Source organism: Tistrella bauzanensis, from assembly GCF_014636235.1.
GTDB classification, from domain to species: domain Bacteria; phylum Pseudomonadota; class Alphaproteobacteria; order Tistrellales; family Tistrellaceae; genus Tistrella; species Tistrella bauzanensis.
Genome location: NZ_BMDZ01000007.1, coordinates 17,294 through 43,955, shown reverse-complemented (window position 1 = coordinate 43,955; position 26,662 = coordinate 17,294). Strand labels below are relative to the sequence as shown.

Below are 26,662 nucleotides of genomic sequence, written 5' to 3'. Positions count from 1 at the left end.
TGACGCGACGCACACAACGCGACTGCGCTCGATAGAACTTACACGAGGTGGATTATGGCTGAGATCACCGCTGCCCTGGTGAAGGAGCTTCGCGAGAAGACCGGCGCCGGCATGATGGACTGCAAGAAGGCGCTGACCGAGAACAGCGGCGACCTGGATGCCGCCATCGACTGGCTGCGCACCAAGGGTCTGTCGCAGGCGGCCAAGAAGGCGAGCCGCGTTGCTTCCGAGGGCCTGGTCGGCCTGAAGGTTGCCGGCACCCGCGGCGCCGTGGTCGAGGTGAATTCCGAGACCGACTTCGTTGCCCGCAACGAGAAGTTCCAGGACTACGTGGCCAACGTCGCCGGCGTTGCCCTGAGCACCGGCGCCGAGCTTGAGGCGCTGAAGGCCGCGTCGTTCCCGGATGGCGGCACCGTCGCTGAAAAGCTGACCGACCTGATCGCCACCATCGGCGAGAACATGAACCTGCGCCGCGCCGCGGTGCTTGAGGTGTCGGACGGCGTGATCGCGGCCTATGTCCACAACCAGATCACCGACGGTCTCGGCAAGATCGGCGTTCTGGTGGCGCTGGAATCGACCGGCGACAAGGCCAAGCTGGAAGAGCTGGGCCGTCAGATCGCGATGCATGCCGCCGCCGCCCGCCCTGAGGCGCTGGATGTCGGCGATGTCAGCACCGATGCGCTGGATCGTGAGCGTGCCGTTCTGATCGAACAGGCCCGTGAGAGCGGCAAGAACGAGAGCATCATCGAGAAGATGGTCGAGGGTCGTATCCGCAAGTATTACGAGCAGGTCTGCCTTTTGGAGCAGGTGTTCGTGATCGACGGCGAGACCAAGATCCGCAAGGTGGTCGAGAATGCCAAGGCCACCGTCGGTGCGCCGGTGACCCTGACCGCCTTTGCCCGCTTCGAGCTGGGCGAGGGTGTCGAGAAGAAGCAGGAAGATTTCGCCGCCGAGGTTCAGAAGACCCTGGGTGCGTGATCGCCTGAACAGGCAGGGTCCGGTGCAAACCGGGCCGGAGAGGGGCGTCCGCTGCGGGCGCCCCTTTTTTGTCGCCACCATCCGGCGTGGATCGGCGGTTGCGGCGGTTGCCATGCCGGGCCGGCGCGGCTATACGTTACACGGCCCGTGCCCGGCATATCCGCCGCGGTAGGTGGGCCGTGCCCATGCCATGAGCCGGCGGGCGCCATCACCGCCGGATTGCCGGACGTCAGCCCCCGAACGTGCGCGCGCCGCCAGGCCGCCGATGAGCGTCGTCGAACAGGAGACATCCCATGTCGTTCTCCACCCCGCGGTTCCGCCGGGTCCTTCTGAAGGTCTCGGGCGAAGCGCTGATGGGCAATCGCCAGTACGGCCTGGACGTCGACATGGTCGAGCGGGTCGCCGGCGAGATCCGCGGCGTACAGGCGATGGGTGTGCAGGTCTGCCTGGTGATCGGCGGCGGCAACATCTTCCGCGGCATCTCGGGTGCCGCGACCGGCATGGAGCGGGCCACGGCCGATTATATGGGCATGCTGGCGACCGTGATGAACGCCCTGGCCATGCAGAGTGCGTTGGAGCGGATCGGCGTGGCTACGCGTGTGCAGTCGGCGATCCCCATGTCGAGCATCTGCGAGCCCTATATCCGCCGCCGTGCCGTCCGCCACATGGAGAAGGGGCGGGTGGTCATCTTTGCAGCCGGCACCGGCAATCCGTTCTTCACCACCGACACGGCGGCAGCCTTGCGGGCGGTGGAGATGGGCTGTGATGCCCTGTTGAAGGGAACGCAGGTCGACGGCGTCTATACCGCCGACCCCAAGAAAGATCCGCGTGCCGAGCGCTACGACAGCCTTGGCTATCTGGAAGTGCTTTCGCGCGACCTCAAGGTGATGGATGCTTCTGCCATCACGCTCGCACGCGACAACAATATCCCGATCGTGGTGTTCAACCTGCATCACGCCGGCGGCTTCGCCGAAGTGATCCATGGTCGGGGGCCGTTCACCATCATTGCCAACGAGGCCTGAACCGTGTCCAAGGATGACATCATCAAGGACGTCCGCCGTCGGATGGACGGCGCGATCGACGCCCTGAAGCACGAACTGGCGGGTCTGCGGACCGGTCGCGCATCGACGAACATGCTGGAGCCCGTCCGGGTCGACGCCTATGGTTCCGAGATGACGGTGTCTCAGGTGGCGACGATCAGCGTTCCCGAACCGCGGATGCTGTCGGTACAGGTCTGGGACCAGAGCCTTGCCAAAGCCGTCGACCGTGCAATCCGCGACAGCGGTCTCGGCCTGAACCCCATCGCCGAAGGTGCTGTCATCCGGGTGCCGATTCCGGAACTGACCGAGGATCGCCGCCGTGAAATGGGCAAGGTTGCCGCCCGCTATGGCGAGCAGGCCCGGATTTCGGTGCGCAATGTCCGCCGCGATGGCCTCGACAAGCTGAAGAAGCTGGAAAAGGACAGCGAGATCAGCCAGGACGAGCTTCGTGGCGCGTCGGATCGGGTGCAGGCCGTCACCGACGAGCGGATCAAGCAGATCGACGACTTGGTGAGCGCGAAGGAAAAGGAGATCATGCAGGTCTGAGCCCAGAGGCAACGTCAATGGAGCCGAGCCCCATGGCGCTGGCCACCGAGCCCACCCTGCGCCACATCGCGATCATCATGGACGGCAATGGCCGCTGGGCGAAATCCCGCGGCCTGCCGCGTACGGTCGGCCATTACCGTGGCGCCGAGTCGGTCCGCAAGGTGATCGATCGGGCGATCGACCACGACATCGCCTATCTGACGCTGTTCGCCTTCTCGTCCGAGAACTGGAAGCGCCCCATGGATGAGGTCCGCGACCTCATGGGGCTGCTGCGTTTTTATCTGGATCGTGAAGTGCGGTTGCTGGCTGATCGCAACGTGCGCCTGAATTTCATCGGCGACCGATCCCGGTTGTCCAAGGATATGTGTGATCTGCTGGTGAGATCCACCGAGCGGACGGCGCATTGCACCGGTATGGTGCTGACCATCGCAATCAGCTATGGCGGGCGGGCCGAGATTGCCGAGGCGGCCCGTCAGATGGCGGCCGAGGTGGCGTCGGGTACATTGTCGATCGACCAGATCGACGAGGATGCGATCACCGCCCACCTTCAGACCAACACGCTGCCCGATCCGGATCTGGTGATCCGGACCAGTGGCGAGCAGCGGATCAGCAATTTCATGCTCTGGCAGCTGGCCTATGCCGAAATGATCTTCCTGCCGGTGCTGTGGCCTGATTTCGATGCGGCCGCCTTCGATGCCGCGATCGATGAATACAAACGCCGTGAACGTCGCTATGGCGCTGTTTCGCCGGCGTGATCCGGCGGCCCTGGCCGTCGCCGATATGGACATCACGGCCGAGGAACGCGCCGCAGCGGCCGGATTGAAGGCCGAGCGCAGACGGACCCTGGAACTGCGCCTTCTGACGACGCTGGTGCTGGGACCGCCGGTCCTGGCCCTGATCTATGTCGGCGGGCCCGCCTTCCATCTGTTCGGTGGTGTGCTTGCGGTGCTGCTGCTGAACGAATGGCGCCGGCTGGTCGACCTCAAGGGCGGTCTGTGGACCGCCATCGGGCTGGCCCTGGGCGCGGTTCTGGGGGCAGCGGCCTGGATGGCCGGGCAGGGGCGGTTCGATGTGGCGCTGGCGCTTGTGGCCACGTCCGCGGCCTGTGCGGGCTTTGTTCATATCCAGGGCGCACGCCGGCGCTGGCTTGGTGCCGGCGTGGTCTATGTCGGGCTGCCGATTCTGGCGCTGATCTGGCTGCGCGCCCGGCCACAGGGGCTGGAACTCACCCTTTGGCTGATGCTGGTGGTCTGGGCGACCGATATCGGCGCCTTCGTGTTCGGGCGGGCGATCGGCGGCTTTCGTCTGGCGCCGCGGATCAGCCCGAACAAGACCTGGGCGGGGCTTGGTGGCGGCATGTTTTCGGCGGCGGTCGTCTCGATGCTGATCACCGTTCTGGCGGGCGGGCGCGAACCGTCGGATCTGGGCTGGATCGCGGCGGCCGGCGCCATGCTTGCCGTGGTGGAACAGATCGGCGACCTTGTCGAGAGCGGCGTGAAACGCCATTTCGGCGTCAAGGACAGCGGCCGGCTGCTTCCCGGCCATGGCGGTCTGCTCGATCGCCTGGACGGCCTGTTATTTGCAGCACCCGCGCTGGTGATCATGCTGCTTCTGACCGGTGGTCTGATTGCCGAGGGATTATGACCGACACATCCGCGACCGCGTCCACGCCCCGTCATGTCTCGATCCTGGGGGCCACAGGGTCGGTGGGCCGACAGACCATCGACCTGATCGCCCGTGACCCTGAGCGGTATCCGGTCGAGGCACTGACCGCCAACGGCAATATCGACCAGCTGGCCGAGGACGCGATCCGGCTCAGGGCGCGCTTCGCGGTGACCGCCGACCCGGCGCGCTATCTGGAGCTGAAACAGCGCCTGTCCGGCACCGGCATTGCGGCAGGCGCCGGTCCCGATGCGTTGATCGAGGCCGCGGAGCGACCGGCCGGATGGGTGATGGCGGCGATCGTCGGCTCGGCCGGGCTGGCGCCCACGCTTGCCGCCGTGCGGCGTGGCGCGCTGGTGGCACTGGCCAACAAGGAGTGCCTGGTCTGTGCCGGCGACCTGTTCACAGCCGAGGTCGAACGCCACGGCGCCCGTCTGCTTCCGGCCGACAGCGAGCACAATGCCATCGCCCAGATCCTTGAGCCCGACCGGATCGATGCGGTTGAGCGCGTGGTTCTGACGGCGTCGGGCGGGCCGTTCCGGTCCATGCCGCTCGACGAGATGCGGCGCGTGACGCCTGAGCAGGCAGTGGCCCATCCGAACTGGTCGATGGGCGCCAAGATCTCGGTCGACAGCGCCACGATGATGAACAAGGGGCTGGAACTGATCGAAGCCCATCATCTGTTTCCGGTCGGCATCGATCGCCTGGATATCCTGGTGCACCCGCAATCGATCGTCCACGGTCTGGTCTATTACGCCGACGGATCGGTGCTGGCGCATCTGGGCGCACCCGACATGCGCACGCCGATTGCCTGGACCCTGGCCTGGCCCGACCGGCGTCACGCCCCCAGCGACCGGCTCGATCTGGCCCGGATCGGGACATTGTCGTTCGAGGCGCCCGACGACCGTCGGTTCCCCTGTCTGGCGCTGGCCCGCGATGCCTTGAAATGCGGCGATGGCGCCGCCACAATCCTGAATGCTGCGAACGAGGTGGCGGTGGCGGCCTTCCTGAACCGGCGCATCGGCTTCCTCGACATCGCCGGCATCGTTGCAGACACACTTGATGGCGAAGCCAGGCGCGCGCCAACGTCGATCGACGAGGTGATCGCGCTCGATCAGGCGGCACGCCGGCGCGCGACGGATCTGGTGGCGGCACGCTGACCCCGCCGTGCCCGGCAAGGCGTCAGGAGGCGCGCGCCGGGATCTGCCCGATCCGTGCCGCTCGACCCCGCCGCTCTCGGACCACCCTTTGCGCCGGCGCCCACAGGCTGTCGCCCACTTAATCGCTGGACCTGAAGCCACAGATGGACCAATTGATCCAATCGCTGAGCTACCCCATCGGCTTTGCCGTGGTGCTCGGCATCGTCGTCTTCGTTCATGAGTTTGGTCATTACTGGGTGGCGCGGCGTTGCGGCGTGACGGTCGAGACGTTCTCGATCGGGTTCGGCCCCGAGATCTTCGGCTGGACCGCCCGATCCGGCACCCGCTGGAAGGTGTCGCTCCTGCCACTCGGCGGTTACGTGAAGATGTACGGCGATGCCAATGCCAGCAGTGCCGGCGGCAGCGCCGCCGACGACCTTGAGAACGGCAAGGTGTCGTTCCAGGGGCGGCCGCTGAAGGCGCGGGCAGCCATCGTGGCCGCCGGTCCGGTGTTCAATTTCATTTATGCGATCGTGGCGCTGGCGGCGCTGTACATGATCTGGGGTCAGCAGACCACGCCGGCCGTGATCGGCACGGTGGTCGAGAGCAGCCCCGCCGCGGCCGCGGGCCTGCAGCCCGGCGACAGGGTCGTCGGCATCGACGGCCAGCCCGTCACGCGATTTGAAGAGCTTCAGACCGCTGTGATGGCTGGAAACGGCGCGCCGGTGACGCTGGCCGTCGACCGGGACGGCCGTATGCTCGCCATCGGACTGACGCCCGAGATGGTGTCGGTGGAGGACCGCTTCGGCAACACCCATCAGATGCCGCGCATCGGCATCGCGGCATCGGGCACCGAATGGGTCCGTCAGGGACCGGTGGAGGCCATCGGTGGTGCGGCGCGTGAGACCGTGTCGATCGTCGTGCTGACCTTCACCTCGGTGGGGGAGATGATCGCCGGCGACCGCGGCACCGAAGAACTGGCTGGTGTGATCGGTATCGCACAGATGTCGGGCGAGGTGGTCCGCATGAGTGTCGCAACGGTGATCTGGTTCACGGCGATGCTTTCGATCAATCTGGGTCTGATTAATCTTTTGCCTGTCCCCTTGCTAGACGGCGGACATCTGGCATTCTATGCCGCCGAGGCGGTGCGCGGCCGGCCGTTGAGCCAGCGTTCGCAAGAATATGGTTTCCGCCTTGGGCTGGTCTTGGTATTGACGTTGATGGTGGTCGCCACCTGGAACGACCTCGTCAGGTTGCGGGTGGTCGACTATCTTTCCGGCCTGTTCAGCTGACCCGGCGCTTCGGCGCGGGCTCTGCCGGACGGCCATACCGGCGGGGCGTCCCGGCGGGAAACATGAATGTTCTGATCGCGTCGGACGGGCGACACTGCCTGTCCGACAACAGGCTTGAGGTGGGAGGCCCCGCGTGCCGCGTTCTTGGCTGGCCATGACCCTGACGGCGACATTGCTCGCCAGCACGGCAATCGCGCATGCACAGGCGCCGGTGGCGCCGCAAGCCGCATCCGCCCGGATCGACCGGATCGAGGTCAACGGCAATCAGCGCATCGAGGCGGAGACCATCCGGTCCTATCTTGCGCTGCGCGCCGGTGACCCGGCCGATCCGGCATTGATCGACGACAGTTTGAAGACCCTGTATGGCACCGGCCTGTTCGCCGACGTCGCCCTCAGGGTGCAGGGCGGCACCCTGATCGTCGATGTGGTCGAGAACCCGGTGATCAACCGGATCGACTTCGAGGGCAATCGGCGGCTTGAGGACTCAGATCTTGAGCGCGAAGTGCTGCTGCGCCCGCGCACGGTCTATACCCGCACCCGCGTCTCTCAGGATGTCGAGCGGCTGCAGGAAGTCTATCGGCGCAATGGCCGCTATGGCGCCCGGATCGATCCCAAGATCATTCAGCTGGATCAGAACCGCGTCGATCTGGTGTTCGAGATCGAGGAAGGGCCGCGCACCGAGGTGCGCAAGATCAGCTTCGTCGGCAATGACCGGTTCAGCGACGGCGCACTGCGCGACGTGGTGCTGACCACCGAGGCGCGCTGGTACAACTTCTTCACCTCCAACGATACCTACGATCCCGACCGTCTGAACTATGACCGGGAACTGCTGCGCCGCTTTTATCTGAAGAACGGCTATGCGGATTTCACGGTGCAGTCGGCCGTGGCCGAACTGGCGCCCGACGGCGAAGAATTCTTCGTGACCTTCGTCGTCGACGAGGGTGAGCGCTACAAGATCGGCTCGGTCGATGTGGAGACGACCCTGCCGGGGCTCGATACGTCGACCCTTCAGGATCTGGTTCAGCTTGAGGCTGAAGACTGGTACGACGCCAGCAAGGTCGAGACCACTGTCGAGGCGTTGACCACCGAGGTCACTGATCGCGGCTTTCCTTTTGTACGGGTCGAACCGGCGGTCACCCGCGACCGCGCCACCCAGACCATCAACGTTGCCTACCAGATCGATGAAGGGCCGCGCAGCTTCGTCGAGCGGATCGAGATCAATGGCAATGCCCGGACGCTGGACGAGGTTATCCGGCGCGAATTCCGGCTGGCCGAGGGCGATCCCTTCAATGCCGAGCGGGTGCGGGTATCGCGCGACCGCCTGCGCAACCTCGACTATTTCGACAAGGTCGAGGTCACGACCGAGCCCGGCAGCGACCCCGACAAGACCGTGGTGAAGGTCGACGTCGCCGAGAAGTCGACCGGCGAAATCTCGTTCGGCGTCGGCTATTCAACCGGCTCAGGTCCGCTGGGCGATATCGGCATCCGCGAACGCAACCTTCTGGGGCGTGGCCAGGATCTGCGCGTCGGCTTCACCCTGTCGGGCGAGGAACAACTGGTCGATCTCAGCTTTACCGAGCCCTATTTCCTCAACCGCGACGTCGCGGCCGGCTTCGATATCTTCCGTCGCGAAATCGATCGCGAGGACGAGTCTAACTATGTCCAGAAGACCACCGGCGGCGCGCTTCGGGCCGACTACTGGCTGACGCCGAGCCTGCGTCATGGCTTGAAATACACTCTGCGCAACGACGAAGTGACGGATGTCGGCGAGAATGCGTCGCGTTTCATCCGGGAACAGGAAGGCGAGCGGCTGAGTTCTATCGTCAGCCAGACCTTTACCTATGACAAACGCGACAGCCGCATCGATCCACGGTCCGGCTATCTGCTGCGCTTCACGCAGGATCTGGCCGGTCTGGGCGGCGACGCCCGCTATGCCCGTCATCGCGCTGAAGCCGGCTGGTACTATCCGATCACCGATGACGTGGTCGGCAGTCTTTCGGGGCAGGTGGGTTATATCGTTGGCCTGGGCGATGACGTGCCGATCAACGATCGCTTCTTCCTTGGTGGCGACAGCCTGCGCGGTTTTGCGACGGCCGGCGTGGGCCCACGCGATTCAGTGGCCGACGATGCGCTGGGCGGCAATCTGCTCTATGCGGGCTCGGTCGAGCTGGGCTTCCCGCTTGGCCTGCCGGATGATTACGATGTGCGCGGCCGCGTGTTCTCCGATTTCGGCACGGTGACCGAGATCGATGACAGTGGCTCCGAGATTCAGGACGTCAACTCGATCCGCGCCTCCGTCGGCGTCGGCCTGACCTGGATTTCGCCATTTGGCCCTATCCGCCTGGATGCCGCCCAGGCGGTTCTCAAGGAGGACTTTGATGACACCGAGGTCTTCCGTTTCAGCTTCGGCACGAGGTTCTAACCCATGACTCCCATGATCGGCCGGCGCCTGCGTGAAATTGCGCTCGCCGCCGGGCTTGCCTTCAGCGCCACCGCCCTGGTGGCTGTCGGCCCTGCCGCCGCACAGCAGACCCTGAATGTCGCTGTGGTCGACGTTCAGAAGGTGATGGAGGAGACCAGCGCCGCGAAGAGCCTTCAGGAACAGCTCGGCAGGGTTCGGGCCGGCTTCCGTGACGGCATCGCCAAGGACGAGGAAGCGCTGCGCAAGGAGCAGGAAGACCTGCAGAAGCAGCGGTCTCTGTTGTCGCCTGAGGCCTTCCAGAAACGTCGTGAGGATTTCGAACGCAAGTTCGGCGAGATGCAGAAGGCGGTTGCCGAGCGTCGCCGGTCTTTCGACGAAACCAGCGCCCGTGCTCAGGTGGAAATCGACCGGGTGTTTCTGCAGATCCTGGCTGCGCTGGCCGAGGAGCGCAGCTACACGCTGGTGCTGCCGCGTCAGACCACCATCCTGGTCGACAACAGCCTGGACGTGACCGACGAGGTCATCCAGCGGATGAACAAGGCGGTGCCACGGCTGGATCTGCCGAAGGCCCAGAGCAAGTAGCACACGACCTCATGGCGACGATACGCGGGCTGCGTCCTGCGGCGTCGAGGGTCGATCGAACCGGCAGCGGCATCGTGATGGCAACGTCACGGTGCCGCAGCCGACATGAGGGACAGGCAGAGATGGCCGATCCGCGCTTTTTCGAAACCGCAGGTCCGTTCACCGCCGAGGCGCTTGCCGCAGCAGCGAATGGCGTGCTCGATGGTGCCCAGCCGGCGGGGCTTCTGACCGGCGTTGCTTCCATCGACAGCGCCGGTCCCGGGGACGTCACTTTTCTCAGCAATCGCAGCTATATTTCCAAGCTGGCCGAGTGCCGGGCCGGGCTGTGCATCATGGCTGCGGCCGATGTACCGCGCGCGCCCGAACATCTCCCGCTTCTTGTGGCACCGGCGGCCTATATGGCGTTTGCCCGGGTGTCACGCTGCTTTTACCCGCCGCGCTCAGCGAATCCCGGCACACATCCTCGCGCTATAGTTGAAGAAGGCGCCGTGATCGGGCAAGGTGTCGAGATCGGCCCGGGTGCTGTCGTGATGGCAGGGGTCGAGATCGGCGACGGCACCATTGTTCAGGCAAATGCCGTCATCGACCGGGGCACGGTGATCGGGCGGAATTGTGTGATCGGGGCCGGTGCCTATGTCGGCTTTGCCTGCCTGGGTGACCGGGTCTATATCTACACCGGTGCGCGGATCGGCCAGGACGGTTTCGGTTTCGCCAGCGATCCGGCCGTGGGTCATGTGCGTATTCCCCAGGTGGGGCGGGTGATCATCGGCAATGACGTCGAGATCGGGGCAAATTCCACCGTCGATCGTGGCGCCGGTCCGGATACCGTGGTGGGCGACAACTGCATGATCGACAATCTGGTGACGTTGGGCCACAACGTCCGTCTCGGGCGCGGCTGTGTGGTCGTGGCCCAGGTCGGCATTTCCGGTTCGACCGAGTTCGGCGACTATGTGGTCGCAGGGGGGCAATCGGGTTTCGCCGGCCATCTGAAGGTGGGCAGCGGCAGCCGGATCGCCGCCCGCAGCGGGGTGACCCGCGCCATCGCGCCCGGCTCGGAGATGGGGGGCTTTCCGGCCATCCCCATCCGGGACTGGCATCGCCAGACGGTCGCTCTCGCGCGGCTGGCCAAACGCAAACACGAAGACTGACATCAACAGACCGCAGGTCAGACGACGAGAACACGAGGGATGTCGACGAAGATGAGCGAGGCCCCCATGCCAGATGCAACCGTGTCGCCCGATGCTGCATCCACTGTGATCGACGCGCCGTCCGAGGTGATCGAGATCGAGCGGGTCATGGAAATGATCCCGCATCGCTATCCGTTCCTGCTGATCGACAAGGTCGTCGACGTGAAGCCGAACGTCAGCGCCGTCGGCATCAAATGCGTCACGATGAACGAGCCGCAGTTCCAGGGGCATTTCCCTGGCGCGCCGATCATGCCTGGCGTGATGATCATCGAGTCGATGGCGCAGACCGCGGCGGTCTTGGTGGTGCGCACGCTGGGGCCCGACAGCGAGGGCAAGCTGGTTTATTTCATGACCATCGAGGAAGCCCGGTTCCGCCGCCCGGTCAAGCCGGGGGATGTGATGCGTGTCATCGTCATCAAGAAACAGAGCCGTGGTAATGTCTGGAAGTTCGAATCCCGGGTGACCGTCGACGACAAGGTGGTGGCGCAGGCAACCTTCGCCGCCATGATCGTCGACCGCGCATGAATGTGGATCCGATGAGCGCAGACAATCCGGACCATCCCGCTGCCGATGTCCCTGAAACCCAGATCCATCCGTCGGCGATTGTCGAGCCGGGCGCCATCATCGGCGCGGGCAGCCGGATCGGGCCGTTCTGCCTGATCGGTTCCGGTGTGGAACTCGGCGCGGGCGCCGTGCTCCACAGCCATGTCGTGATCACCGGCGCCACCCGGATCGGCCGTGGCTTCCGGGCGTTTCCGTTCGCGGTCATCGGCCATCAGCCCCAGGATCTGAAGTACCGGGGCGAGCCCAACCGGATAGAGATCGGCCGTGACGTGACAGTGCGCGAGCATGTCACCATCAATCCGGGAACCGAAGGTGGCGGGGCTATGACCAGCGTCGGCGACCGGGTGCTGCTGATGGTGGGCGCCCACGTCGCTCATGACTGCCATGTCGGCAATGACTGCATCCTGGTGAACAACGCCACGCTGGGCGGGCATGTCCGCATCGGCGATCACGCGATCATCGGCGGGCTGTCGGCGGTGCATCAGTGGGTCCGCATCGGCCCACATGCGATGATCGGCGGGATGTCCGGTGTCGAGGCCGACGTGATCCCGTTCGGCACCGTCACTGGCGATCGGGCACATCTGGCGGGCCTCAATATCGTCGGCATGAAGCGGCGCGGATTTTCGCGCGACGACATGCACGCCCTCAGAGCCGCCTATCGCCGCCTGTTCCAGGGAGACGGCACCCAGGCCGACCGTCTGGCGGCTGTGGTGGCCGAGTTCGGCGGCAATCCTGTGGTCGATCAGCTGATCGATTTCGTCCGTGCCGAGGCCGACCGGACGCTGACCCGCCCCCGTGCCAGAACCGAGGTGGCCAGGACCGAGGTGGATGGCGCATCGTGAGCGGCGATACGCTCGGTGTCATCGCCGGCAATGGCCGACTGCCTGAACTGGTGATACAGGCGGCGCGTGATGCCGGGCGGGCGGTTTTCGTCGTGGTGCTGGATGGCACCGAAAATCCGGCACGGTTCGCGGATCTTCCCCATGCCGTCATCCGCATCGGTGCGGCGGGGCGGATCATTGCGGCTCTGAAGCAGGCGGGTGTCGGCGATCTGGTTCTGGCGGGCGGGATCAAGCGCCCGTCCTTCTCGACCGTGATGCCTGATGTGCGCGGCGCCCGGCTGCTGGCCCGGGTCGCGACACGGATCGGGCAGGGCGATGACGCGCTGTTGAAGGCGGTGATCGCCGATCTTGAGACCGAGGGCTTCCGGGTGGTCGGCGCCGATCAGGTGGTCGAGGGTCTGAACGCCCCCCCCGGCATCTGGGGCCGTGTTCAGGCCGATGATCAGGCGCGCGCCGATGTCCGCCGTGGCATTGAGGTGCTGGAGGCGCTGGGCCGGCTGGATATCGGCCAAGCCGTGGTGGTGCAGCAGGGTGTGGTTCTGGGGGTGGAGGCGATCGAGGGCACGGCGGCCTTGATTGCCCGCGCCGGCGACCTTGCCCGCCCGGGCGCGCGCCCGGTGCTGGTCAAGACCGCCAAGCCCGGTCAGGAACGGCGTGTCGACTGGCCGACGATCGGGAGCGAGACCATCGATCAGCTGGCCCGCGCGGGCTTTGCCGGCCTGGCGGTCGGTGCCGGGCGGGTTCTGGTGATCGATCGGCCGGCGCTGATCGCCGCAGCCGATCGGGGCGGGCTGTTCATCATGGGGGCGACATGAACCCGGTGTCACCCACAGTTGGCGCCGGTTCCGACCAGGGGCCGCTGATCGCCATCATCGCCGGTGAGGCGTCGGGTGACCTGATCGGCGCACGGTTGATCCGGGCGCTGGTTGAACAGACCGGCGGCCGGATGCGGCTGATGGGGGTGGGTGGCGAGGCGATGGGGGCCGAGGGCTTCGACAGCCTGTTTCCCATGGAGGAACTCAGCCTGTTCGGGCTGCTGGAGGTGCTGCCGCATCTGCGCAATCTGCGCCGCCGCCTGGATCAGACCGCTGGCGCGATCGCGCAGGCGCGGCCGGACATCGTGGTGACCATCGACAGCCCGGGCTTCAACCGCCGGCTGGCCACGCGACTGAAGCCGCTGGGGCTGGTTCTGGTGCATTATGTGGCACCGACGGTCTGGGCGTGGCGGCCGAAGCGGGCGGAGAAATTCGCTGCGATCTTCGATCATCTTCTGGCCTTGCTGCCGTTCGAGCCGCCCTGGTTCACCCGCGTCGGATTGCCCTGCACCTTTGTCGGCCATCCGGCCGTCGAGGATGCGGTGACGACGGGCGACGGGCCGGGCTTTCGGGCCCGGCATGGCATCGCTGTGGAGGATACGGTGGTGCTGGCGCTACCCGGCAGCCGCAAGGGCGAAATCAGCCGGCTTCAGGGGCCGATGGGCCAGGCCTTGTCGATGATGGCCGCGACCCGGCCCGGATTGCGCGTGGTGGTGCCGGCGATCCGGGCGGAGGCGGATCGGGTGCGGGCTGCGGTGGCGCAGTGGGGCTTGCCGCAGCCGGCGGTGGTGGTCGACGATGCCGCGGGCCGGCGCGATGCTTTTGCCGCCGCCGATGTGGCGATCGCCGCATCCGGCACCGTCACGCTGGAACTGGCCCGGCAGGGCGTACCGATGGTGGTGGTCTACCGGGTGAACGCCCTGACCGGAGCGATCGCCCGCCGGCTGGTGCGGGTGCCGCATGTCAGCCTGCTCAATCTGGTGATGGCGCGGGAGATCGTGCCCGAGCTGTTGCAGGCCGAGGTGACGGCGGACCGGATCATCGCGCTGGCGGCGCCCCTGATCGACCAGCCGGCGGCGCGCCAGACCCAGGCCGCTTTGCTGCGTGAGGCGCTGGCGCGCCTCGGCGGCCCCGCCGATGACGGCCTGAAGCCCAGCGCCAGGGCCGCCGCCGTGGTGCTCGATCTGGCAGGCCGCCGCCGGCTGTCGTGATCAGAGGGCCGCGTCGAGCCGGCGCAGGCATTCGCTGGGCCCCAGCACGCGCAGCACCTCGAAGATCGGAGGCGACACGGTCGTACCGGTCATGGCGGCACGCAGCGGCTGGGCCACCGCGCCAAGCTTCAGGCCGTTCGCCTCAGCATGGGCGCGGGCAGCCTCTTCCAGGGCGGCATCATTCCAGTCGGGCAGCGCGATCAGCGCCGGGCGGAGGGCTGACAGGACGGTACGACCGCCGTCATCCAGAATCTTCGCTGCCTTGGCCGTGAAATCGAATGGTGGTTCGGCGGCATAAAATGCCGCACTCTCAGCCAGTTCGAGCAAGCTCTTCGCGCGATCCTTCAAGCCGGGCATACCGGCGAGCAGGCGCGCCCTTGCATTCTCGGTCAGACCGCGGCCCAGAGCCTTCTCGATAAACGGTACGACCAGCTCGACCAGCCGGTCATCCGCAGCACTCCGCAGGTAGTGATAGTTCAGGTTGGTCAGCTTCGCCATGTCGAAGCGCGACGGGCTGCGGCCGATCGCCGACAGGTCGAACCATTCGATGGCCTGGGCATCCGAGATGATTTCATCGTCGCCATGGCCCCAGCCCAGACGCAGCAGATAATTGCGCACGGCTTCGGGCAGCAGACCCATATCGCGATAGGCATCGACCCCGAGCGCACCATGGCGCTTCGACAGTTTCGCACCGTCGGGGCCATGGATCAGCGGGATGTGGCTGAACACCGGCAGCGCCCAGTCATTGGCCTGAGAGATCAGGATCTGACGGGCGGTGTTGGTCAGGTGGTCATCGCCCCGGATGACATGGGTGATACCCATATCGTGATCGTCGACCACCACCGCCAGCATATAGGTGGGCGTGCCGTCGCCGCGCAGCAGCACCAGATCGTCGAGCTGGTCGTTGGCGAACCGCACCGTACCCTGAACCTGATCCTCGACCACGGTCTCGCCCTCGGACGGTGCCAGCAGCCGCACCACAGGCTTCAGCCCGGCCGGAACGGTCGCCGGGTCACGGTGACGGCAGCGGCCGTCATAGCGCACCGGCCGGCCCGCGGCACGCTGCTCGGCGCGCTGGGCCTCAAGCTCTTCCGGCGTGCACCAGCAGTGATAGGCCCGACCGCGCGCCAGCATGTCGTGGGCGACGGCCGCGTGGCGATCGGCACGGGCGGCCTGATAGGTCTCGGGCGCGTCCCAGTCCAGGCCCAGCCAGCGCAATCCATCCAGAATGGCATCAATCGCCGCTTTGGTTGACCGCTGGCGATCGGTATCCTCGATCCGCAGTAGAAAGACACCGCCGGTATGTCGCGCATATAGCCAGTTGAACAGCGCGGTGCGTGCACCGCCGATATGCAGATAGCCGGTGGGCGAGGGGGCGAAACGGGTGACGACGGTCATGGAACACGGCTTTCGAATGGGCGCCGCGCCGGGCACGGCGAGTGGCCCCCTGATTAGCATGAAAAACCGCACCGCGCATCCCGGTTGCCGCGGGTCGTTATCCGGTGGGCGGCTGCGATGACCCTGATTGGTGTAGATGGCGGCGTCGACAAGGATGATGGCCGGTTGCGGCGGCTGTGGCGGCAGAGCGGCGGCCGCCTGACCGGCTGGATCCAGACCAGCCTTGGCGCGGAACAGGACCGCTGGCGTCTGTGGGGCGCCGTGCTGTTCGCCACCGGTTGCGGCATTCATGTCGATCTGGTCCGCGATCCGCCGCTCTGGCTATTGTTCGCGGCAACCGCCGCGATCTGGTCGCTATCGGCCATGGCGCGGGCATATCGGCCATGGCTGGCGCTGACCTGCCTGGGGTTAGCCTGGATGGTTGGCGGCATGGCGGTGTCGGGGCTCGGCACCGCGCTGGTCGCGGCACCGGTGCTGGAACAGCCCTATCGCGGGCCGCTGGCCGGCCGGGTTCTGGCTGTGGAGCCCGATGGCATCGGCGGCGGCCGGTTGCTGATCGTGCCGGCCTGGATCGATGGCCTGACCCGCGACACCCTGCCGGCACGGGTGCGGGTGACGGTGCGGCCGCAGGCGGACGGGCTGCCCGCGCCGGGCGATGGCGTGCGGATGAGGGTCAACCTGTCGCCACCGTCGGCGCCGGTCGTACCCGGCGGGTATGACTTTGCCCGTGCGGCTTATTTTCAGCAGCTTGGCGCCATTGGCTACGCGTATGGATCAGCCATGATCACCCGCCCGCCGGCACCGCGCCTGACCCTGCAGACCATGCGGGAAGCGGTGGAGCGCGGCCGCCTGGCCCTGGACCGCCGTATCCGGCAGGCGGCGCCCGGCGCCGGTGGCGCGGTCCTCTCGGCCATGGTCACGGGCCTGCGCGGTGCGATCCCCGACCCGGTCGATCAGGCGATGCGCGACAGCGGCCTGGCCCACCTGATCTCGATCTCGGGCCTGCACATGACCATGGTCGCCGGGCTGATCTTCGGCGTGGTCCGGCTGGCGATGGCGCTGTTGCCGGCAGTGGCCGACCGGATTTCCGGGCGCAAGGTCGCAAGCCTCGCGGCACTTGCCGGTGCCGCCGGTTATCTGGCGCTGGGTGGCTTCGCGGTCCCCACCCAGCGCGCCTTCATCATGACCGGGCTGGGCCTGCTCGCGATTCTGGCCAATCGACCGGTGCTGTCGATGTCGCTAATCGCGAGTTCGGCCATCGTGGTGCTCGCGGTTCAGCCGGCGGCGATCATCGGCCCCAGCTTTCAGATGTCGTTCGCGGCGGTGGTGGCGCTGATCGCGCTGTATGAAAGCCCGGCGATCCGGCGACTGGCAGGCATGGATGCGGGCGAGGGCCGGCCGGCGTTGTCGCGGGCCGGCGCCTGGATCTTCGGCATGCTGGCGACGTCGAGCATCGCCGGCCTCGCCACCGCACCCTATGCGGCCTATGCCTTCGGGCGCGCCACCGGTTACGGGCTGGTGTCGAACCTGATCGCGGTGCCGCTGACCGGGTTCTGGATCATGCCGACCGCCCTGGCCGGCAGTCTGGCGACGCTGCTGCCACTGCCGGACGGCTTCAACGCCGACCTGCTGTTCACCCTGTCGGCACGCGGCATGGATCTGGTGATTGCCACGGCGACTATGGTCGCCTCGTGGTCCGGTGCCGTGGTGCTGGTGCCGGCCTTCGGCGCCGGCGCCTTGCTGCTGATGACCTTTGGCGGATTATGGCTGGCCATCTGGCGCCGACCGTGGCGCTGGGCCGGGCTGGTGCCGGTGCTGGCCGGCGTGATCATCGCGGCGCATCCGGCTCTGCCTGATATCCTGGTCAGCGATGATGGTCGAAGCCTTGCCATCCGCGGCCATGACGGTGCGCTGCTGGCGACCGATCATCGCCGCAACCGCTTCGTTCTGAACCAGTGGGCCGAGGCTCTGGGCACCGATGTGATCCGCCCGCTTGCGGCCGATACGACGGAGCCGGGCCTTGCTTGTCACGCGGGCCTGTGCCGCATGACCCGACAGAACCTGACGGCTGCCCTGGTGCTGGATGGCGGCCGGCTCGCCGAAGCCTGCGGCACGGCACAGCTGGTGGTGGTCGCCGCCAGCGCTGCCGGGCCCGACGACATCGGAACCCCGCCCTGCGCCGCCCGGTTGATCGACCGGCGGCGACCGGACCAGACTGCCGGCAGCCTCGCGATCAGACTGGGTTCGGGGCGGGTGTCGGTCGACGAGGCCGGATCGGTGCGCGGGCAGCGCCCCTGGGTGCGTGCCGCCGTGACACCGGTCGATGATGTCGGTCGATGATGCCAGGCTGTCCGATAACCGACCGGATGAGGTCGGCGTCGGTGATCATCATCGGCAAGGCGGGGCATTGGCGACGCCCCGGCCACCAACGACACAAGGCCGCCGCCGGAAGCCGGCGGACGGCCTTGTCATCCTGTCATGATGCCGGACTGGCCGCCGTCAGGCATAGCGACGGAACAAGGCCACCAGCTGACCCTGAACCTTCACCTGATCCGGACGATAGATCCGGGTCTCATAGGCCTTGTTGGCGGGCTCCAGCGCGATCGCCTGACCGCGGCGGCGCAGGCGCTTCAGCGTCGCCTCGCCACCATCGATCAGGGCGACCACGATGGTGCCGTTATCGGCCGTATCGGCGCGACGGATGATGACGGTATCGCCGCTCATGATCCCGGCTTCGATCATCGAGTCACCGTCGACTTCCAGCGCGAAATAGTCGGCACCAGATGGCACCAGCCCGGCCGGCACCTCAACCGTGCGCTCGGCATCGGACAGCGCTTCGATCGGCGTGCCGGCGGCAATCTTGCCATAGAGCGGCAGGACGATGTTGTGCGCGTCATCGGCTTGGGTGCTGCGCGGTGGCGCGCTCAATGGCGGGCGGGTGATGCTGCGCAACCGGGCACCACCGGCGCCACTGCCGTCGCCACCTTCGGCCACAAAGCCGCGACCGGTGGTGACGTCGACCAGTCGGGGCCCGCGCGGCTGCGCTTGCGGCATGGCAGCGCCGGCCGGTGCATTGCTGACCTGACCGCCATGATGGGTGCCGGGCAGCACATCCCCCGGCATCTGGAAGGCGGCGCCGTCCGGCAGACGGATCACCTCGATCGCGCGGGCGCGATGGGCGAGCCTGCGGATGAAGCCACGCTCCTCCAGCCCCAGAATCAGGCGGTGAATGCCTGATTTTGACTTCAGATCCAGCGCATCCTTCATTTCCTCGAAGGATGGGGCGACGCCGGTGGCGCGCACCCGGTCGAGGATGAACCGCAGCAGTTCATGCTGCTTGCGTGTGAGCACCAGCACCTCCCCCGAAATCGATCCTAGGCCGGCCTCACGCCACGCCGATGGGGATGGCGGGCCCGCCTGTCTGGTCGGTCTGTCGGCGCCCAGAACAAAGACGCAACATCGAATTGAAGCTACGCCCGGTCAGGGCGGGCGTCAAGCGCGGTGTCGCTGTTTTGTTTCAGTCTTGTTCACGGCTGTTCGCAAAATACAACTGGCGCGCGCGAGGAGTGCTGCGCCACACGTTTTATGTACCGACGCATGCGGTCAACCCACGGGCGACAAGCGCAGAACCTCGACCTCGGTTCCCGGCTCTGCGGCCAACGCATGCGGTCGACGCAGGATCAGCGCATCGGCATCGGCCAGCGCCGAAAGCAGGGAACTGTCCTGATCACGCACCGGCAGCACGGTCTGGCGCCCGTCGGCGCCGGTCTGGAGCCGGGCGCGCATGTAATGCTGGCGCATGGTGTTCTGCGCCACGGGTGCCGCCAGGGGCAGGCGCGCCGGTGCCGGATCACGTGGCGTGCGGCCGGCCAGCCGGTCGATCAGCGGCAGGGCGAACAACCAGCTGCAGATGAAGGCCGACACCGGATTGCCCGGCAGGCCCAGCACCGGCATGTCGCCCATCCGGCCGTACATCAACGGCTTGCCCGGCCGCATGGCGATCTTCCAGAAGTCTATGCTGGCGCCGTGGCTGATCAACGCTGCCTGCATCAGATCGTGATCACCGACCGAGGCGCCCCCGATGGTGAGCAGAAGATCGCAGCCATGCGCGGCGGTCAGTGCCGCATCGATCCGGTCGCGGGCATCGGGTGCGATGCCGAGATCGACCGGCACGGCGCCGGCATCCTGGATCAGCGCCATCAGTGCCGGGGTCACGGCATCGACGATGGTGTCGGGGCCCATCGGCTCTCCGGGCCGGACCAGTTCGTCGCCGGTCGCGAGCACCCCGACCCGTGGCTGCCTGATGACCTGCAACCATGGATGGTCCATGGCCGCCGCAAGGGCAATGGCGCGGGCATCCATCACCCGTCCGGCCAGCAGGCCGACGGCCCCGGTGGCGAAATCGATGCCGGCGGGGCGGATATTCGCGCCGGCTACCGGCTCGACCCGGTCGGTCAGCGCCATCCGAAGCGGCTGCCCGTCATCATCATGAGCGGCAACGTGGGTGTCTTCCTGGATGACCACGATATCGGCCCCGTCCGGGACCGGGGCGCCGGTGAAGATGCGCGCCGTCTGTCCCGCATCGACCATGCCGGTAAAACCGCTGCCGGCCCGCGACACCCCGACCACCCGAAACTCGGTACGGCCGACGGCCAGATCGCTTGTGCGTAATGCCCAGCCATCCATCGCCGACATCGTCTGCGGCGGCTGGGTTCGCCGCGCCACCAGATCACCCGCCAGAACCCGGCCGCGGGCATCGGCCAGGGCGACGGTCTCGGTGCCAAGCGGTCTGGCCTCGTCGAGTATGCGGGCGCGGGCGTCGTCGACGGTCAGCATGATCGGGCTCTCAGCATGATGGGGCTCAGGGCTCCGGAATGAGGGACGGTGCCGTCCAGTGACCCGAACGGCCGCCGCGTTTCTCGATCAGCCGCACGGCTTCGATGGTCATGCCACGATCGATCGCCTTCAGCATATCGTAAACCGTCAGGCTTGCGACACTGGCTGCGGTCAATGCCTCCATTTCGACACCGGTACGCGCCGTGACCCTGGCGGTGGCCCGGATCGTCAGGCCGGGCAGCGCGTCGTCCGGCTCGATATCGACCGTCACCGATTGCAGCGGCAGCGGATGGCAGAGCGGAATGAGATCGGCGGTCCGCTTGGCGCCCATGATACCGGCGAGCCGGGCGATGCCGATGACGTCGCCCTTCCTGGCATCACCGCGCCGCACCACCGCCAGGGTCTCGGGCGCCATGCGCACCCGGGCTTCCGCGATCGCGACCCGTTCGGTCACATCCTTGGCCGAGACATCGACCATGACCGCCGCACCCGTCGCATCGAAATGGGTCAGGCCACCGGAGCCGCCGTTATCCGTGCTGTCGGTCATCAATCCCTCACTCAGCCGCGGCCGGCGCGCGGGCGCTGAGGAGATGGCGGGTGGCCGCCTCCACATCCGCCTGCCGCATCAGGCTTTCGCCGACCAGGAAACGATGCATGCCATGAGCCATCATCCGCTCCAGCACGGCGGGACCGTCGAGGCCGCTCTCGCAGACCAGTTCCCGATCGGCCGGCACCCCTGCCGCAAGATCGATCGATGTCTGAACATCCACGACCAGGGTCTTGAGATTGCGGTTGTTGATGCCCAGAAGCGGGCTGGTCAGCTTGAGCGCGCGATCAAGCTCGACCCGATCATGAACCTCGACCAGAACATCCATGCCCAGGCTCGTCGCCAGCGCTTCCAGCTCGGCGGCAAGCCCGTCGTCGAGCGCCGCCATGATCAGCAGGATGCAGTCGGCGCCGAGTACCCGCGCCTCGACCACCTGATAGGGATCGAGCATGAAATCCTTGCGCAGCACCGGCAGAGCGGTGGCCGCGCGCGCCGCGATCAGATAGGCGTCCTCACCCTGGAAATACGGCGTGTCGGTCAGCACCGACAGGCAGGCGGCCCCTGCGGCCTCATAGGCGCGCGCCAGAACCGCCGGATCGAAATCGGCCCGGATCAGGCCCTTGGACGGCGACGCTTTCTTGACCTCGGCAATCAGCGCCGGCTGGCCGGCGGCGATGCGCGCTGCAAGTGCTGCGCGAAAGCCGCGCGGCGGGGCCGCGTCTGGCAACAGGGATTCCAGCGTGGCGAGAGGTCGCTGCGCCTTGCAGGCGGCGATGTGAATACGCTTGTCGTCGCAGATCCGGGCCAGGGTATCGGCGGTCGCCGGCGAAGTTCCGGTCATGGCAATCAGCCCTCCCGGCCGTTGGTGATGGCAATGACCCTGTCGAGCACGGTCGTGGCGCGCCCGCTGTCGAGTGCCTCACGGGCGCGGTCGACGCCGGTGGCAAGGTCGGGCGTGGCCCCGGCAATGACCAGGGTCGCCGCGGCATTCAGCAGCGCCACATCGCGCAACGCGCCCGGCGCACCGGCCAGCATGGCCTGGATCGCCGCGGCATTGGCGGCGGCATCGCCGCCCTTGAGGTCGTCCGGCGCGTAGCGGTCGAGGCCGACCATCTCGGGCGCGATCGTGAACCGGCGAACCTCGCCATCGACAAGCTCGGCGACATCGGTCTCGCCGGTGATGGTGATCTCGTCCAGCCCGTCGCGGCCATGGACCACCCAGGCGCGCTCGGAGCCCAGATTGCGCAGCACATGCGCCACCGGCTCCACCCAGCGGGCCGCAAACACCCCCATCAACTGAAAGCGGGTGCCGGCCGGATTGGCGAGTGGCCCCAACAGGTTGAAGATGGTTCGTGTTCCAAGCTCGACGCGAGGCCCGGCGACATTCAGCATGGCCGCATGATGCCGTGGCGCCATCATGAAGCAGAAGCCGGCGTCGCGGCCGGCACGCTCCACGCGCTCAAGATCGGCATCGATGTTCAGACCCAGTGCCTTCAGCACATCGGCCGACCCGGATTTGGACGACAACGCCCGGTTGCCATGCTTGGCGACCGGCACCCCGCAGGCGGCCACGATCAGCGATGCGGCCGTGGATATATTGAACGTGCCCCGGGCGTCGCCGCCGGTGCCGCAGGTGTCGACCGCGCCGTCGGGCGCCCGCACCGACATCGCCTTGGCGCGCATCACCTCGGCGCCGGCGGTGATCTCGTCGACCGTTTCCCCGCGCACGCGCAGCGCCATCAGGAAGCCGCCGATCTGGGCCGGCGTCGCTTCGCCACCCATCATCAGGCGGAAGGCACTGCGCGCCTGATCGCGGGTGAGGGGATGTCCGTCGGCGACGCGGGCGATCAGCGCACGGAAATCTTCAGGGGCGGGCTCGGGCGGCTGGCCGGTCGTCTGGGAACTCATACGCTCTCCGTCGCGGATGCGGTCGCAAGGGTTGGGGTCTGGGTAACGGTCAGGAAATTGGCGATCAGGGCATGGCCATGGGCCGATGCGATGCTCTCCGGGTGGAATTGTACCCCATGGATCGGCAGGTCGCGATGCGACAGGCCCATGATCACGCCGTCATCGTCCTCGGCGGTGATCCTGAGGCTGTCGGGCAGGCCGTCGCGCGCCACCACCAGAGAATGATAGCGGGTGACGGGAAACTGCGCCGGCAGACCATCGAACAGCACGCCGCCCAGATGCCGGATCGGCGTCACCTTGCCATGCATCGGCCGGGGGCCGCGCACCACCCGGCCGCCGAAAGCCTGGCCGATGGTCTGATGGCCCAGGCACACGCCCAGCAAGGGCAGCCGGGCACGAGCCGCCGCCGCCACCATGTCGAGGCAGATACCGGCGCGATCGGGATCGCAGGGGCCGGGGGAGAGCACGATGCCTTCAGGGGCAAGCGCCATGGCCTCGGCCACGGTCAGCTGATCATTGCGCACCACCTCGACCTCGGCGCCCGCCTCGCCCAGATAATGGACGAGATTCCAGGTGAAGCTGTCGTAGTTGTCCACCAGCAGGATCATCGGGCCTGTGCCCCTTCCAAGGATGTGCGGCATGCGCGACCGGGCCACAGGAAACCCCGCGCGTCCCGCCGCGTCAAGATGTCCCGCAGCCGGGCTTCCCGTCGATGCCGCTTGACCTTCCAGTCGCTGGAAGCTGCACACTGCCTGTCGAATGGTTCCCAACGCCACCGCATCGCCGATGGATGCGCCGCTGTGGTGGGGGCCGCCGCACGGAACAGCCAGGACGACGATGATGACCATGATTGCAGACGAACACGATCTCGACCGACCGGCCGATGCGGCGGGTGATGTGGTCGAACGGCGGCTGGCGGTCGAGGGCATGACCTGCGGCACCTGCGTGAACCGGGTGGGACGGGCGTTGCGCAAGCTGCCCGGTGTGCACGATGCCGAGGTCAGTCTGGCGACCCATGAGGCGCTGGTGACGCTGGAGCCCGGCGCCGGTCAGCCCGACGACGATGCCCTGCTGGCGGCGCTGACCCGCGCCGGCTATCAGGGCGCGATCATCACGGAAGGTGCCGCCGATGGCGGGATCGGTGCCGATCCGCGCGATGCCCGCCAGGCGCAGGAGGTGGTCGACAGCCGCCGTCTGGGTATCGAGGTGATCATCGGGGCCGTGCTGGCAGTGCCGCTGGTCGGCCAGATGGTCTGGATGCAGTTCGGTGTGCCGCCGCTGCCGGGCTGGGCGCAGCTGCTGCTGGCCACGCCGGTCCAGATCGGCCTTGGGCGGCGCTTCCTGCGTCCGGCCTGGGGTGCCTTGAAGGCCGGTGTCGGCAATATGGATCTGCTGGTGGTGCTGGGCACCTGGGCGGCATTCGGATTGTCGGTCTATCTGTGGCTGGCGCGCGATCACGAGATGCATCTGTACTTCGAAGCCGCTGCGGCGGTGACGGTTCTGGTGCTGTTCGGCCGCTGGATGGAAGGCCGGGCGCGCCGCGCCACGGGTGCGGCAATCCGTGCACTGGCGGCGTTGCGTCCCGACACCGCCCGCCGCCGCAATGCCGATGGTAGCGAGAGCGACGTGGCCGTGACAGCATTGCGGGTGGGCGATGTGCTGTCGATCCGGCCGGGGGAGCGGATCGCCGCCGATGCCCGGGTGATCGAGGGCGAGGGCAGCGCGGATGAATCCATGCTGACCGGCGAAAGCCTGCCGGTCGACAAGGCGCCGGGCGCGAGCCTGTCGGCCGGCACCGTCAATGGCAGCGATCCGCTGCTGGCGCGGGTGGTGCGGGTCGGGCGCGACACGACGCTGGCCCAGGTGGTGCGGATGGTGGAGCATGCCCAGGCGACCCGGGCGCCGGTTCAGGCGGTGGTCGACCGGGTGAGCGCGGTTTTCGTGCCGGTGGTGGTGGTGATCGCGCTTTGCACCGTCGGTGGCTGGCTGATCGCCGGTGCCGACTGGCCGGATGCCGTGATCGCGGCCGTGACGGTGCTGGTGATCGCCTGCCCCTGTGCCATGGGGCTTGCGACGCCGGCGGCGATCGTGGCCGGCACCGGCGCCGCCGCCCGCGCCGGCATTCTGGTGCGGTCGCCGGCTGCCTTCGATCATGGCGTCGGCATCGATCTGGCGCTGATCGACAAGACCGGCACCCTGACCGAAGGCCGCCCCCGGCTGCTGCGCCAGATCGACGGCGGCACCCCCGCGGTCGCGGCGGCCGCTGCCCTGGCCCGTGCCGCCGGCCTGCAGCAGGCGAGCGAACATCCGCTGGCCCGCGCGATCAGGGCGGCGGCCGAGGATGAGGACGTGGTTCCGGCCGTGGTGACGGGGCGCCGCAACCGGCCCGGTGCGGGTGTGGAAGGGCTGATCGGCGATGTGCCGCATCGCCTCGGATCCCGGCGCTTCATGGCCGATGCCGGCATTGCGCTGCCCGATGCGGCCGCCGCCGAGGCCGATCATGCGGAGGCCGATGGCGCGACGGTGGTGTGGCTGGCGGCGGTACCTGACGGGGGCGCCCCCCGGCTTCTTGGCGGCTTCGTGCTGGCCGATGCGCCGCGCGCGGACGCGGCCGATGCCGTGCGTGCCCTGACCGGGCGGGGGATCACCGTCAGGATGTTGAGCGGCGACGCGCCCGCGACCGCGCGTGCCGTTGCCGCCAGACTTGGCATCGCCGAGGCGACCGGCGGCGCCGATCCTGCCGCCAAGGCCGATGCGGTGACGGCGGCCAAGACCCAGGGCCACCGGGTGATGATGGTTGGTGACGGGGTGAATGACGCACCGGCGCTGGCCGTCGCCGATCTGTCGGTGGCGATCGGCGGCGGCACCGATGTCGCGATGGCGGCGGCCGATATCACGCTGATGCGCCAGAGCCCGTCGCTGCTGCCCGCGACCCTGGACATCTGCCGGCTGACCCGGGTGAAGATCCGCCAGAATCTGGTGTGGGCCTTTGGATACAACACGATCGGGATTCCGCTGGCGGCGCTGGGGCTGCTGGATCCGGTGTTTGCCGGTGCCGCGATGGCGCTGAGTTCGGTGAGCGTTCTGGCCAATGCCCTGCTGCTGGCGCGCTGGCGCCCGGCGGATCTGGAGCGAGGTGTGGCATGAGTGTTGTGACCACTGACAGTGTTCTGGCCATCGGCGCGCTGGCCGCCGCCGCCGGCACCAGCCCCAAGACCGTGCGCTATTACGAGGAGATCGGCCTGTTGCCGCGGCCTGACCGGCAGGCGAACGGCTATCGCCAGTACCCGCGGGCCGCGGTGGACCGGCTGCGGTTCGTGCTGCGCGCCCGGCGGCTGGGCTTCGCGGTCGACGAGGTCCGCGACCTTCTGGCGTTGTGGGATGATCGCGACCGGGCCAGTCGCGATGTCCGCGAACTGGCCCTGGCCCGGATCGCCGAACTGGACCGGCGCATGGCCGGGCTTGCGGCCATGCGCCGGACGCTGGCGCATCTGGTGGAGACATGCCATGGCGACGGCCGGCCGGACTGCCCGATCCTCGACGATCTGGCCGACCCTCATGAAAACACCTGCCGTCATGATGATGGCGCCGGTGACCAGTTCGGGGCCGCAGGCGCATCTGATCGGCACACATCGCATGATCCGGTATAGTGCGCCCGCCGGCCGCGGGCCGGCCCAGAACAGATCGGACACG

Annotated in this window: 24 protein-coding genes; 17 read left to right on the top strand and 7 right to left on the bottom strand. The window is 67.4% G+C overall.

Going from position 1 to position 26,662, the window contains the following annotated elements; translation table 11 throughout:
* Nucleotides 1-54: 54 nt before the first annotated feature.
* From tsf to lpxB, 14 genes are all read left to right on the top strand, one after another.
* The gene (gene tsf / locus IEW15_RS04880) at nucleotides 55-978 is read left to right on the top strand and encodes a translation elongation factor Ts (RefSeq protein WP_188575512.1); all 924 of its coding nucleotides are present in this window, start codon (nucleotides 55-57) and stop codon (nucleotides 976-978) included.
* Nucleotides 979-1,271: 293 nt separating this feature from the next.
* Nucleotides 1,272-2,000: a UMP kinase gene (pyrH, locus tag IEW15_RS04875; protein WP_188575510.1), complete on the top strand. Its 729-nt coding sequence runs from the start codon at nucleotides 1,272-1,274 to the stop codon at nucleotides 1,998-2,000.
* 42 nt (nucleotides 2,001-2,042) lie between these two features.
* Nucleotides 2,043-2,564 carry a ribosome recycling factor gene (frr, locus tag IEW15_RS04870; protein WP_229707826.1) on the top strand — a complete coding sequence of 174 codons (522 nt, stop codon included), beginning with the start codon at nucleotides 2,043-2,045 and terminating at the stop codon, nucleotides 2,562-2,564.
* A gap of 32 nt (nucleotides 2,565-2,596) precedes the next feature.
* The gene (locus IEW15_RS04865) at nucleotides 2,597-3,319 is read left to right on the top strand and encodes an isoprenyl transferase (RefSeq protein WP_188575506.1); all 723 of its coding nucleotides are present in this window, start codon (nucleotides 2,597-2,599) and stop codon (nucleotides 3,317-3,319) included.
* On the top strand, nucleotides 3,285-4,208 hold the full coding sequence (locus IEW15_RS04860) for a phosphatidate cytidylyltransferase (protein ID WP_229707825.1): 924 nt from the start codon (nucleotides 3,285-3,287) through the stop codon (nucleotides 4,206-4,208). The genes IEW15_RS04865 and IEW15_RS04860 overlap by 35 nt, the downstream gene beginning before the upstream one ends.
* The gene (dxr, locus tag IEW15_RS04855; RefSeq protein ID WP_188575502.1) at nucleotides 4,205-5,386 is read left to right on the top strand and encodes a 1-deoxy-D-xylulose-5-phosphate reductoisomerase; all 1,182 of its coding nucleotides are present in this window, start codon (nucleotides 4,205-4,207) and stop codon (nucleotides 5,384-5,386) included. Before IEW15_RS04860 ends, dxr begins: the two co-directional genes overlap by 4 nt.
* Nucleotides 5,387-5,529: 143 nt before the next feature.
* Nucleotides 5,530-6,657, top strand: coding sequence for an RIP metalloprotease RseP (rseP, locus tag IEW15_RS04850; RefSeq protein WP_188575500.1), 1,128 nt, complete (start codon nucleotides 5,530-5,532; stop codon nucleotides 6,655-6,657).
* A 133-nt stretch (nucleotides 6,658-6,790) separates the two neighbouring features.
* Nucleotides 6,791-9,079 (top strand): outer membrane protein assembly factor BamA, encoded by a 2,289-nt coding sequence (gene bamA, locus IEW15_RS04845; RefSeq protein ID WP_188575497.1) that lies wholly within the window; start codon nucleotides 6,791-6,793, stop codon nucleotides 9,077-9,079.
* 3 nt (nucleotides 9,080-9,082) lie between these two features.
* On the top strand, nucleotides 9,083-9,661 hold the full coding sequence (locus IEW15_RS04840; protein ID WP_188575495.1) for an OmpH family outer membrane protein: 579 nt from the start codon (nucleotides 9,083-9,085) through the stop codon (nucleotides 9,659-9,661).
* A gap of 122 nt (nucleotides 9,662-9,783) precedes the next feature.
* Complete coding sequence (gene lpxD, locus IEW15_RS04835; protein WP_188575492.1) at nucleotides 9,784-10,809, top strand: UDP-3-O-(3-hydroxymyristoyl)glucosamine N-acyltransferase; 1,026 nt, start codon at nucleotides 9,784-9,786, stop codon at nucleotides 10,807-10,809.
* A gap of 39 nt (nucleotides 10,810-10,848) precedes the next feature.
* Entirely contained in the window at nucleotides 10,849-11,373 is a 525-nt protein-coding gene (fabZ, locus tag IEW15_RS04830; protein ID WP_372402782.1) for a 3-hydroxyacyl-ACP dehydratase FabZ, read from the top strand.
* A gap of 11 nt (nucleotides 11,374-11,384) precedes the next feature.
* Nucleotides 11,385-12,254 carry an acyl-ACP--UDP-N-acetylglucosamine O-acyltransferase gene (gene lpxA / locus IEW15_RS04825; RefSeq protein WP_188575490.1) on the top strand — a complete coding sequence of 290 codons (870 nt, stop codon included), beginning with the start codon at nucleotides 11,385-11,387 and terminating at the stop codon, nucleotides 12,252-12,254.
* Nucleotides 12,251-13,069 (top strand): LpxI family protein, encoded by an 819-nt coding sequence (locus tag IEW15_RS04820; RefSeq protein ID WP_306432582.1) that lies wholly within the window; start codon nucleotides 12,251-12,253, stop codon nucleotides 13,067-13,069. Before lpxA ends, IEW15_RS04820 begins: the two co-directional genes overlap by 4 nt.
* A gap of 5 nt (nucleotides 13,070-13,074) precedes the next feature.
* Nucleotides 13,075-14,280: a lipid-A-disaccharide synthase gene (gene lpxB, locus IEW15_RS04815; protein WP_229707824.1), complete on the top strand. Its 1,206-nt coding sequence runs from the start codon at nucleotides 13,075-13,077 to the stop codon at nucleotides 14,278-14,280.
* Here lpxB and gltX read toward each other — a convergent pair whose 3' ends face one another.
* The gene (gltX, locus tag IEW15_RS04810) at nucleotides 14,281-15,678 is read right to left on the bottom strand and encodes a glutamate--tRNA ligase (RefSeq protein WP_188575485.1); all 1,398 of its coding nucleotides are present in this window, start codon (nucleotides 15,676-15,678) and stop codon (nucleotides 14,281-14,283) included.
* Between the two features lie 117 nt (nucleotides 15,679-15,795).
* On the opposite strand from gltX, the gene IEW15_RS04805 reads away from it, so the two are divergent.
* On the top strand, nucleotides 15,796-18,018 hold the full coding sequence (locus tag IEW15_RS04805; RefSeq protein ID WP_188575483.1) for a ComEC/Rec2 family competence protein: 2,223 nt from the start codon (nucleotides 15,796-15,798) through the stop codon (nucleotides 18,016-18,018).
* Nucleotides 18,019-18,177: 159 nt separating this feature from the next.
* On the opposite strand, the gene lexA is transcribed toward IEW15_RS04805, so the two are convergent.
* From lexA to IEW15_RS04775, 6 genes are all read right to left on the bottom strand, one after another.
* On the bottom strand, nucleotides 18,178-19,029 hold the full coding sequence (gene lexA, locus IEW15_RS04800; protein ID WP_188575481.1) for a transcriptional repressor LexA: 852 nt from the start codon (nucleotides 19,027-19,029) through the stop codon (nucleotides 18,178-18,180).
* 252 nt (nucleotides 19,030-19,281) lie between these two features.
* Complete coding sequence (locus IEW15_RS04795; protein WP_188575479.1) at nucleotides 19,282-20,514, bottom strand: molybdopterin molybdotransferase MoeA; 1,233 nt, start codon at nucleotides 20,512-20,514, stop codon at nucleotides 19,282-19,284.
* A 25-nt stretch (nucleotides 20,515-20,539) separates the two neighbouring features.
* A complete protein-coding gene (gene moaC, locus IEW15_RS04790) occupies nucleotides 20,540-21,061 on the bottom strand; it encodes a cyclic pyranopterin monophosphate synthase MoaC (RefSeq protein WP_188575477.1) in 522 nt (173 codons plus the stop codon).
* Nucleotides 21,062-21,068: 7 nt separating this feature from the next.
* A complete protein-coding gene (gene trpC / locus IEW15_RS04785) occupies nucleotides 21,069-21,902 on the bottom strand; it encodes an indole-3-glycerol phosphate synthase TrpC (RefSeq protein ID WP_188575475.1) in 834 nt (277 codons plus the stop codon).
* 5 nt (nucleotides 21,903-21,907) lie between these two features.
* The gene (gene trpD / locus IEW15_RS04780; protein WP_188575473.1) at nucleotides 21,908-22,969 is read right to left on the bottom strand and encodes an anthranilate phosphoribosyltransferase; all 1,062 of its coding nucleotides are present in this window, start codon (nucleotides 22,967-22,969) and stop codon (nucleotides 21,908-21,910) included.
* Complete coding sequence (locus IEW15_RS04775; protein ID WP_188575471.1) at nucleotides 22,966-23,577, bottom strand: anthranilate synthase component II; 612 nt, start codon at nucleotides 23,575-23,577, stop codon at nucleotides 22,966-22,968. Before IEW15_RS04775 ends, trpD begins: the two co-directional genes overlap by 4 nt.
* Before the next feature lie 232 nt (nucleotides 23,578-23,809).
* On the opposite strand from IEW15_RS04775, the gene IEW15_RS04770 reads away from it, so the two are divergent.
* Both IEW15_RS04770 and cueR read left to right on the top strand, forming a co-directional pair.
* The gene (locus tag IEW15_RS04770; RefSeq protein ID WP_229707823.1) at nucleotides 23,810-26,116 is read left to right on the top strand and encodes a heavy metal translocating P-type ATPase; all 2,307 of its coding nucleotides are present in this window, start codon (nucleotides 23,810-23,812) and stop codon (nucleotides 26,114-26,116) included.
* The gene (gene cueR / locus IEW15_RS04765; protein WP_188575469.1) at nucleotides 26,113-26,619 is read left to right on the top strand and encodes a Cu(I)-responsive transcriptional regulator; all 507 of its coding nucleotides are present in this window, start codon (nucleotides 26,113-26,115) and stop codon (nucleotides 26,617-26,619) included. The genes IEW15_RS04770 and cueR overlap by 4 nt, the downstream gene beginning before the upstream one ends.
* The last annotated feature ends 43 nt before the right edge of the window (nucleotides 26,620-26,662 follow it).

Bases quoted from the DNA above. Each gene is read 5' to 3' on its own strand.
- gltX (WP_188575485.1), bottom strand. From the start codon at position 15,678: ATGACCGTCGTCACCCGTTTCGCCCCCTCGCCCACCGGCTATCTGCAT.
- lpxD (WP_188575492.1), top strand. From the start codon at position 9,784: ATGGCCGATCCGCGCTTTTTCGAAACCGCAGGTCCGTTCACCGCCGAG.
- cueR (WP_188575469.1), top strand. From the start codon at position 26,113: ATGAGTGTTGTGACCACTGACAGTGTTCTGGCCATCGGCGCGCTGGCC.
- trpC (WP_188575475.1), bottom strand. From the start codon at position 21,902: ATGACCGGAACTTCGCCGGCGACCGCCGATACCCTGGCCCGGATCTGC.
- IEW15_RS04770 (WP_229707823.1), top strand. From the start codon at position 23,810: ATGACCATGATTGCAGACGAACACGATCTCGACCGACCGGCCGATGCG.
- dxr (WP_188575502.1), top strand. From the start codon at position 4,205: ATGACCGACACATCCGCGACCGCGTCCACGCCCCGTCATGTCTCGATC.
- lpxA (WP_188575490.1), top strand. From the start codon at position 11,385: ATGAGCGCAGACAATCCGGACCATCCCGCTGCCGATGTCCCTGAAACC.
- IEW15_RS04795 (WP_188575479.1), bottom strand. From the start codon at position 20,514: ATGCTGACCGTCGACGACGCCCGCGCCCGCATACTCGACGAGGCCAGA.
- IEW15_RS04775 (WP_188575471.1), bottom strand. From the start codon at position 23,577: ATGATCCTGCTGGTGGACAACTACGACAGCTTCACCTGGAATCTCGTC.
- IEW15_RS04865 (WP_188575506.1), top strand. From the start codon at position 2,597: ATGGCGCTGGCCACCGAGCCCACCCTGCGCCACATCGCGATCATCATG.
- pyrH (WP_188575510.1), top strand. From the start codon at position 1,272: ATGTCGTTCTCCACCCCGCGGTTCCGCCGGGTCCTTCTGAAGGTCTCG.
- frr (WP_229707826.1), top strand. From the start codon at position 2,043: ATGGACGGCGCGATCGACGCCCTGAAGCACGAACTGGCGGGTCTGCGG.
- tsf (WP_188575512.1), top strand. From the start codon at position 55: ATGGCTGAGATCACCGCTGCCCTGGTGAAGGAGCTTCGCGAGAAGACC.
- trpD (WP_188575473.1), bottom strand. From the start codon at position 22,969: ATGAGTTCCCAGACGACCGGCCAGCCGCCCGAGCCCGCCCCTGAAGAT.
- moaC (WP_188575477.1), bottom strand. From the start codon at position 21,061: ATGACCGACAGCACGGATAACGGCGGCTCCGGTGGCCTGACCCATTTC.
- rseP (WP_188575500.1), top strand. From the start codon at position 5,530: ATGGACCAATTGATCCAATCGCTGAGCTACCCCATCGGCTTTGCCGTG.
- IEW15_RS04805 (WP_188575483.1), top strand. From the start codon at position 15,796: ATGACCCTGATTGGTGTAGATGGCGGCGTCGACAAGGATGATGGCCGG.
- fabZ (WP_372402782.1), top strand. From the start codon at position 10,849: ATGTCGACGAAGATGAGCGAGGCCCCCATGCCAGATGCAACCGTGTCG.
- IEW15_RS04840 (WP_188575495.1), top strand. From the start codon at position 9,083: ATGACTCCCATGATCGGCCGGCGCCTGCGTGAAATTGCGCTCGCCGCC.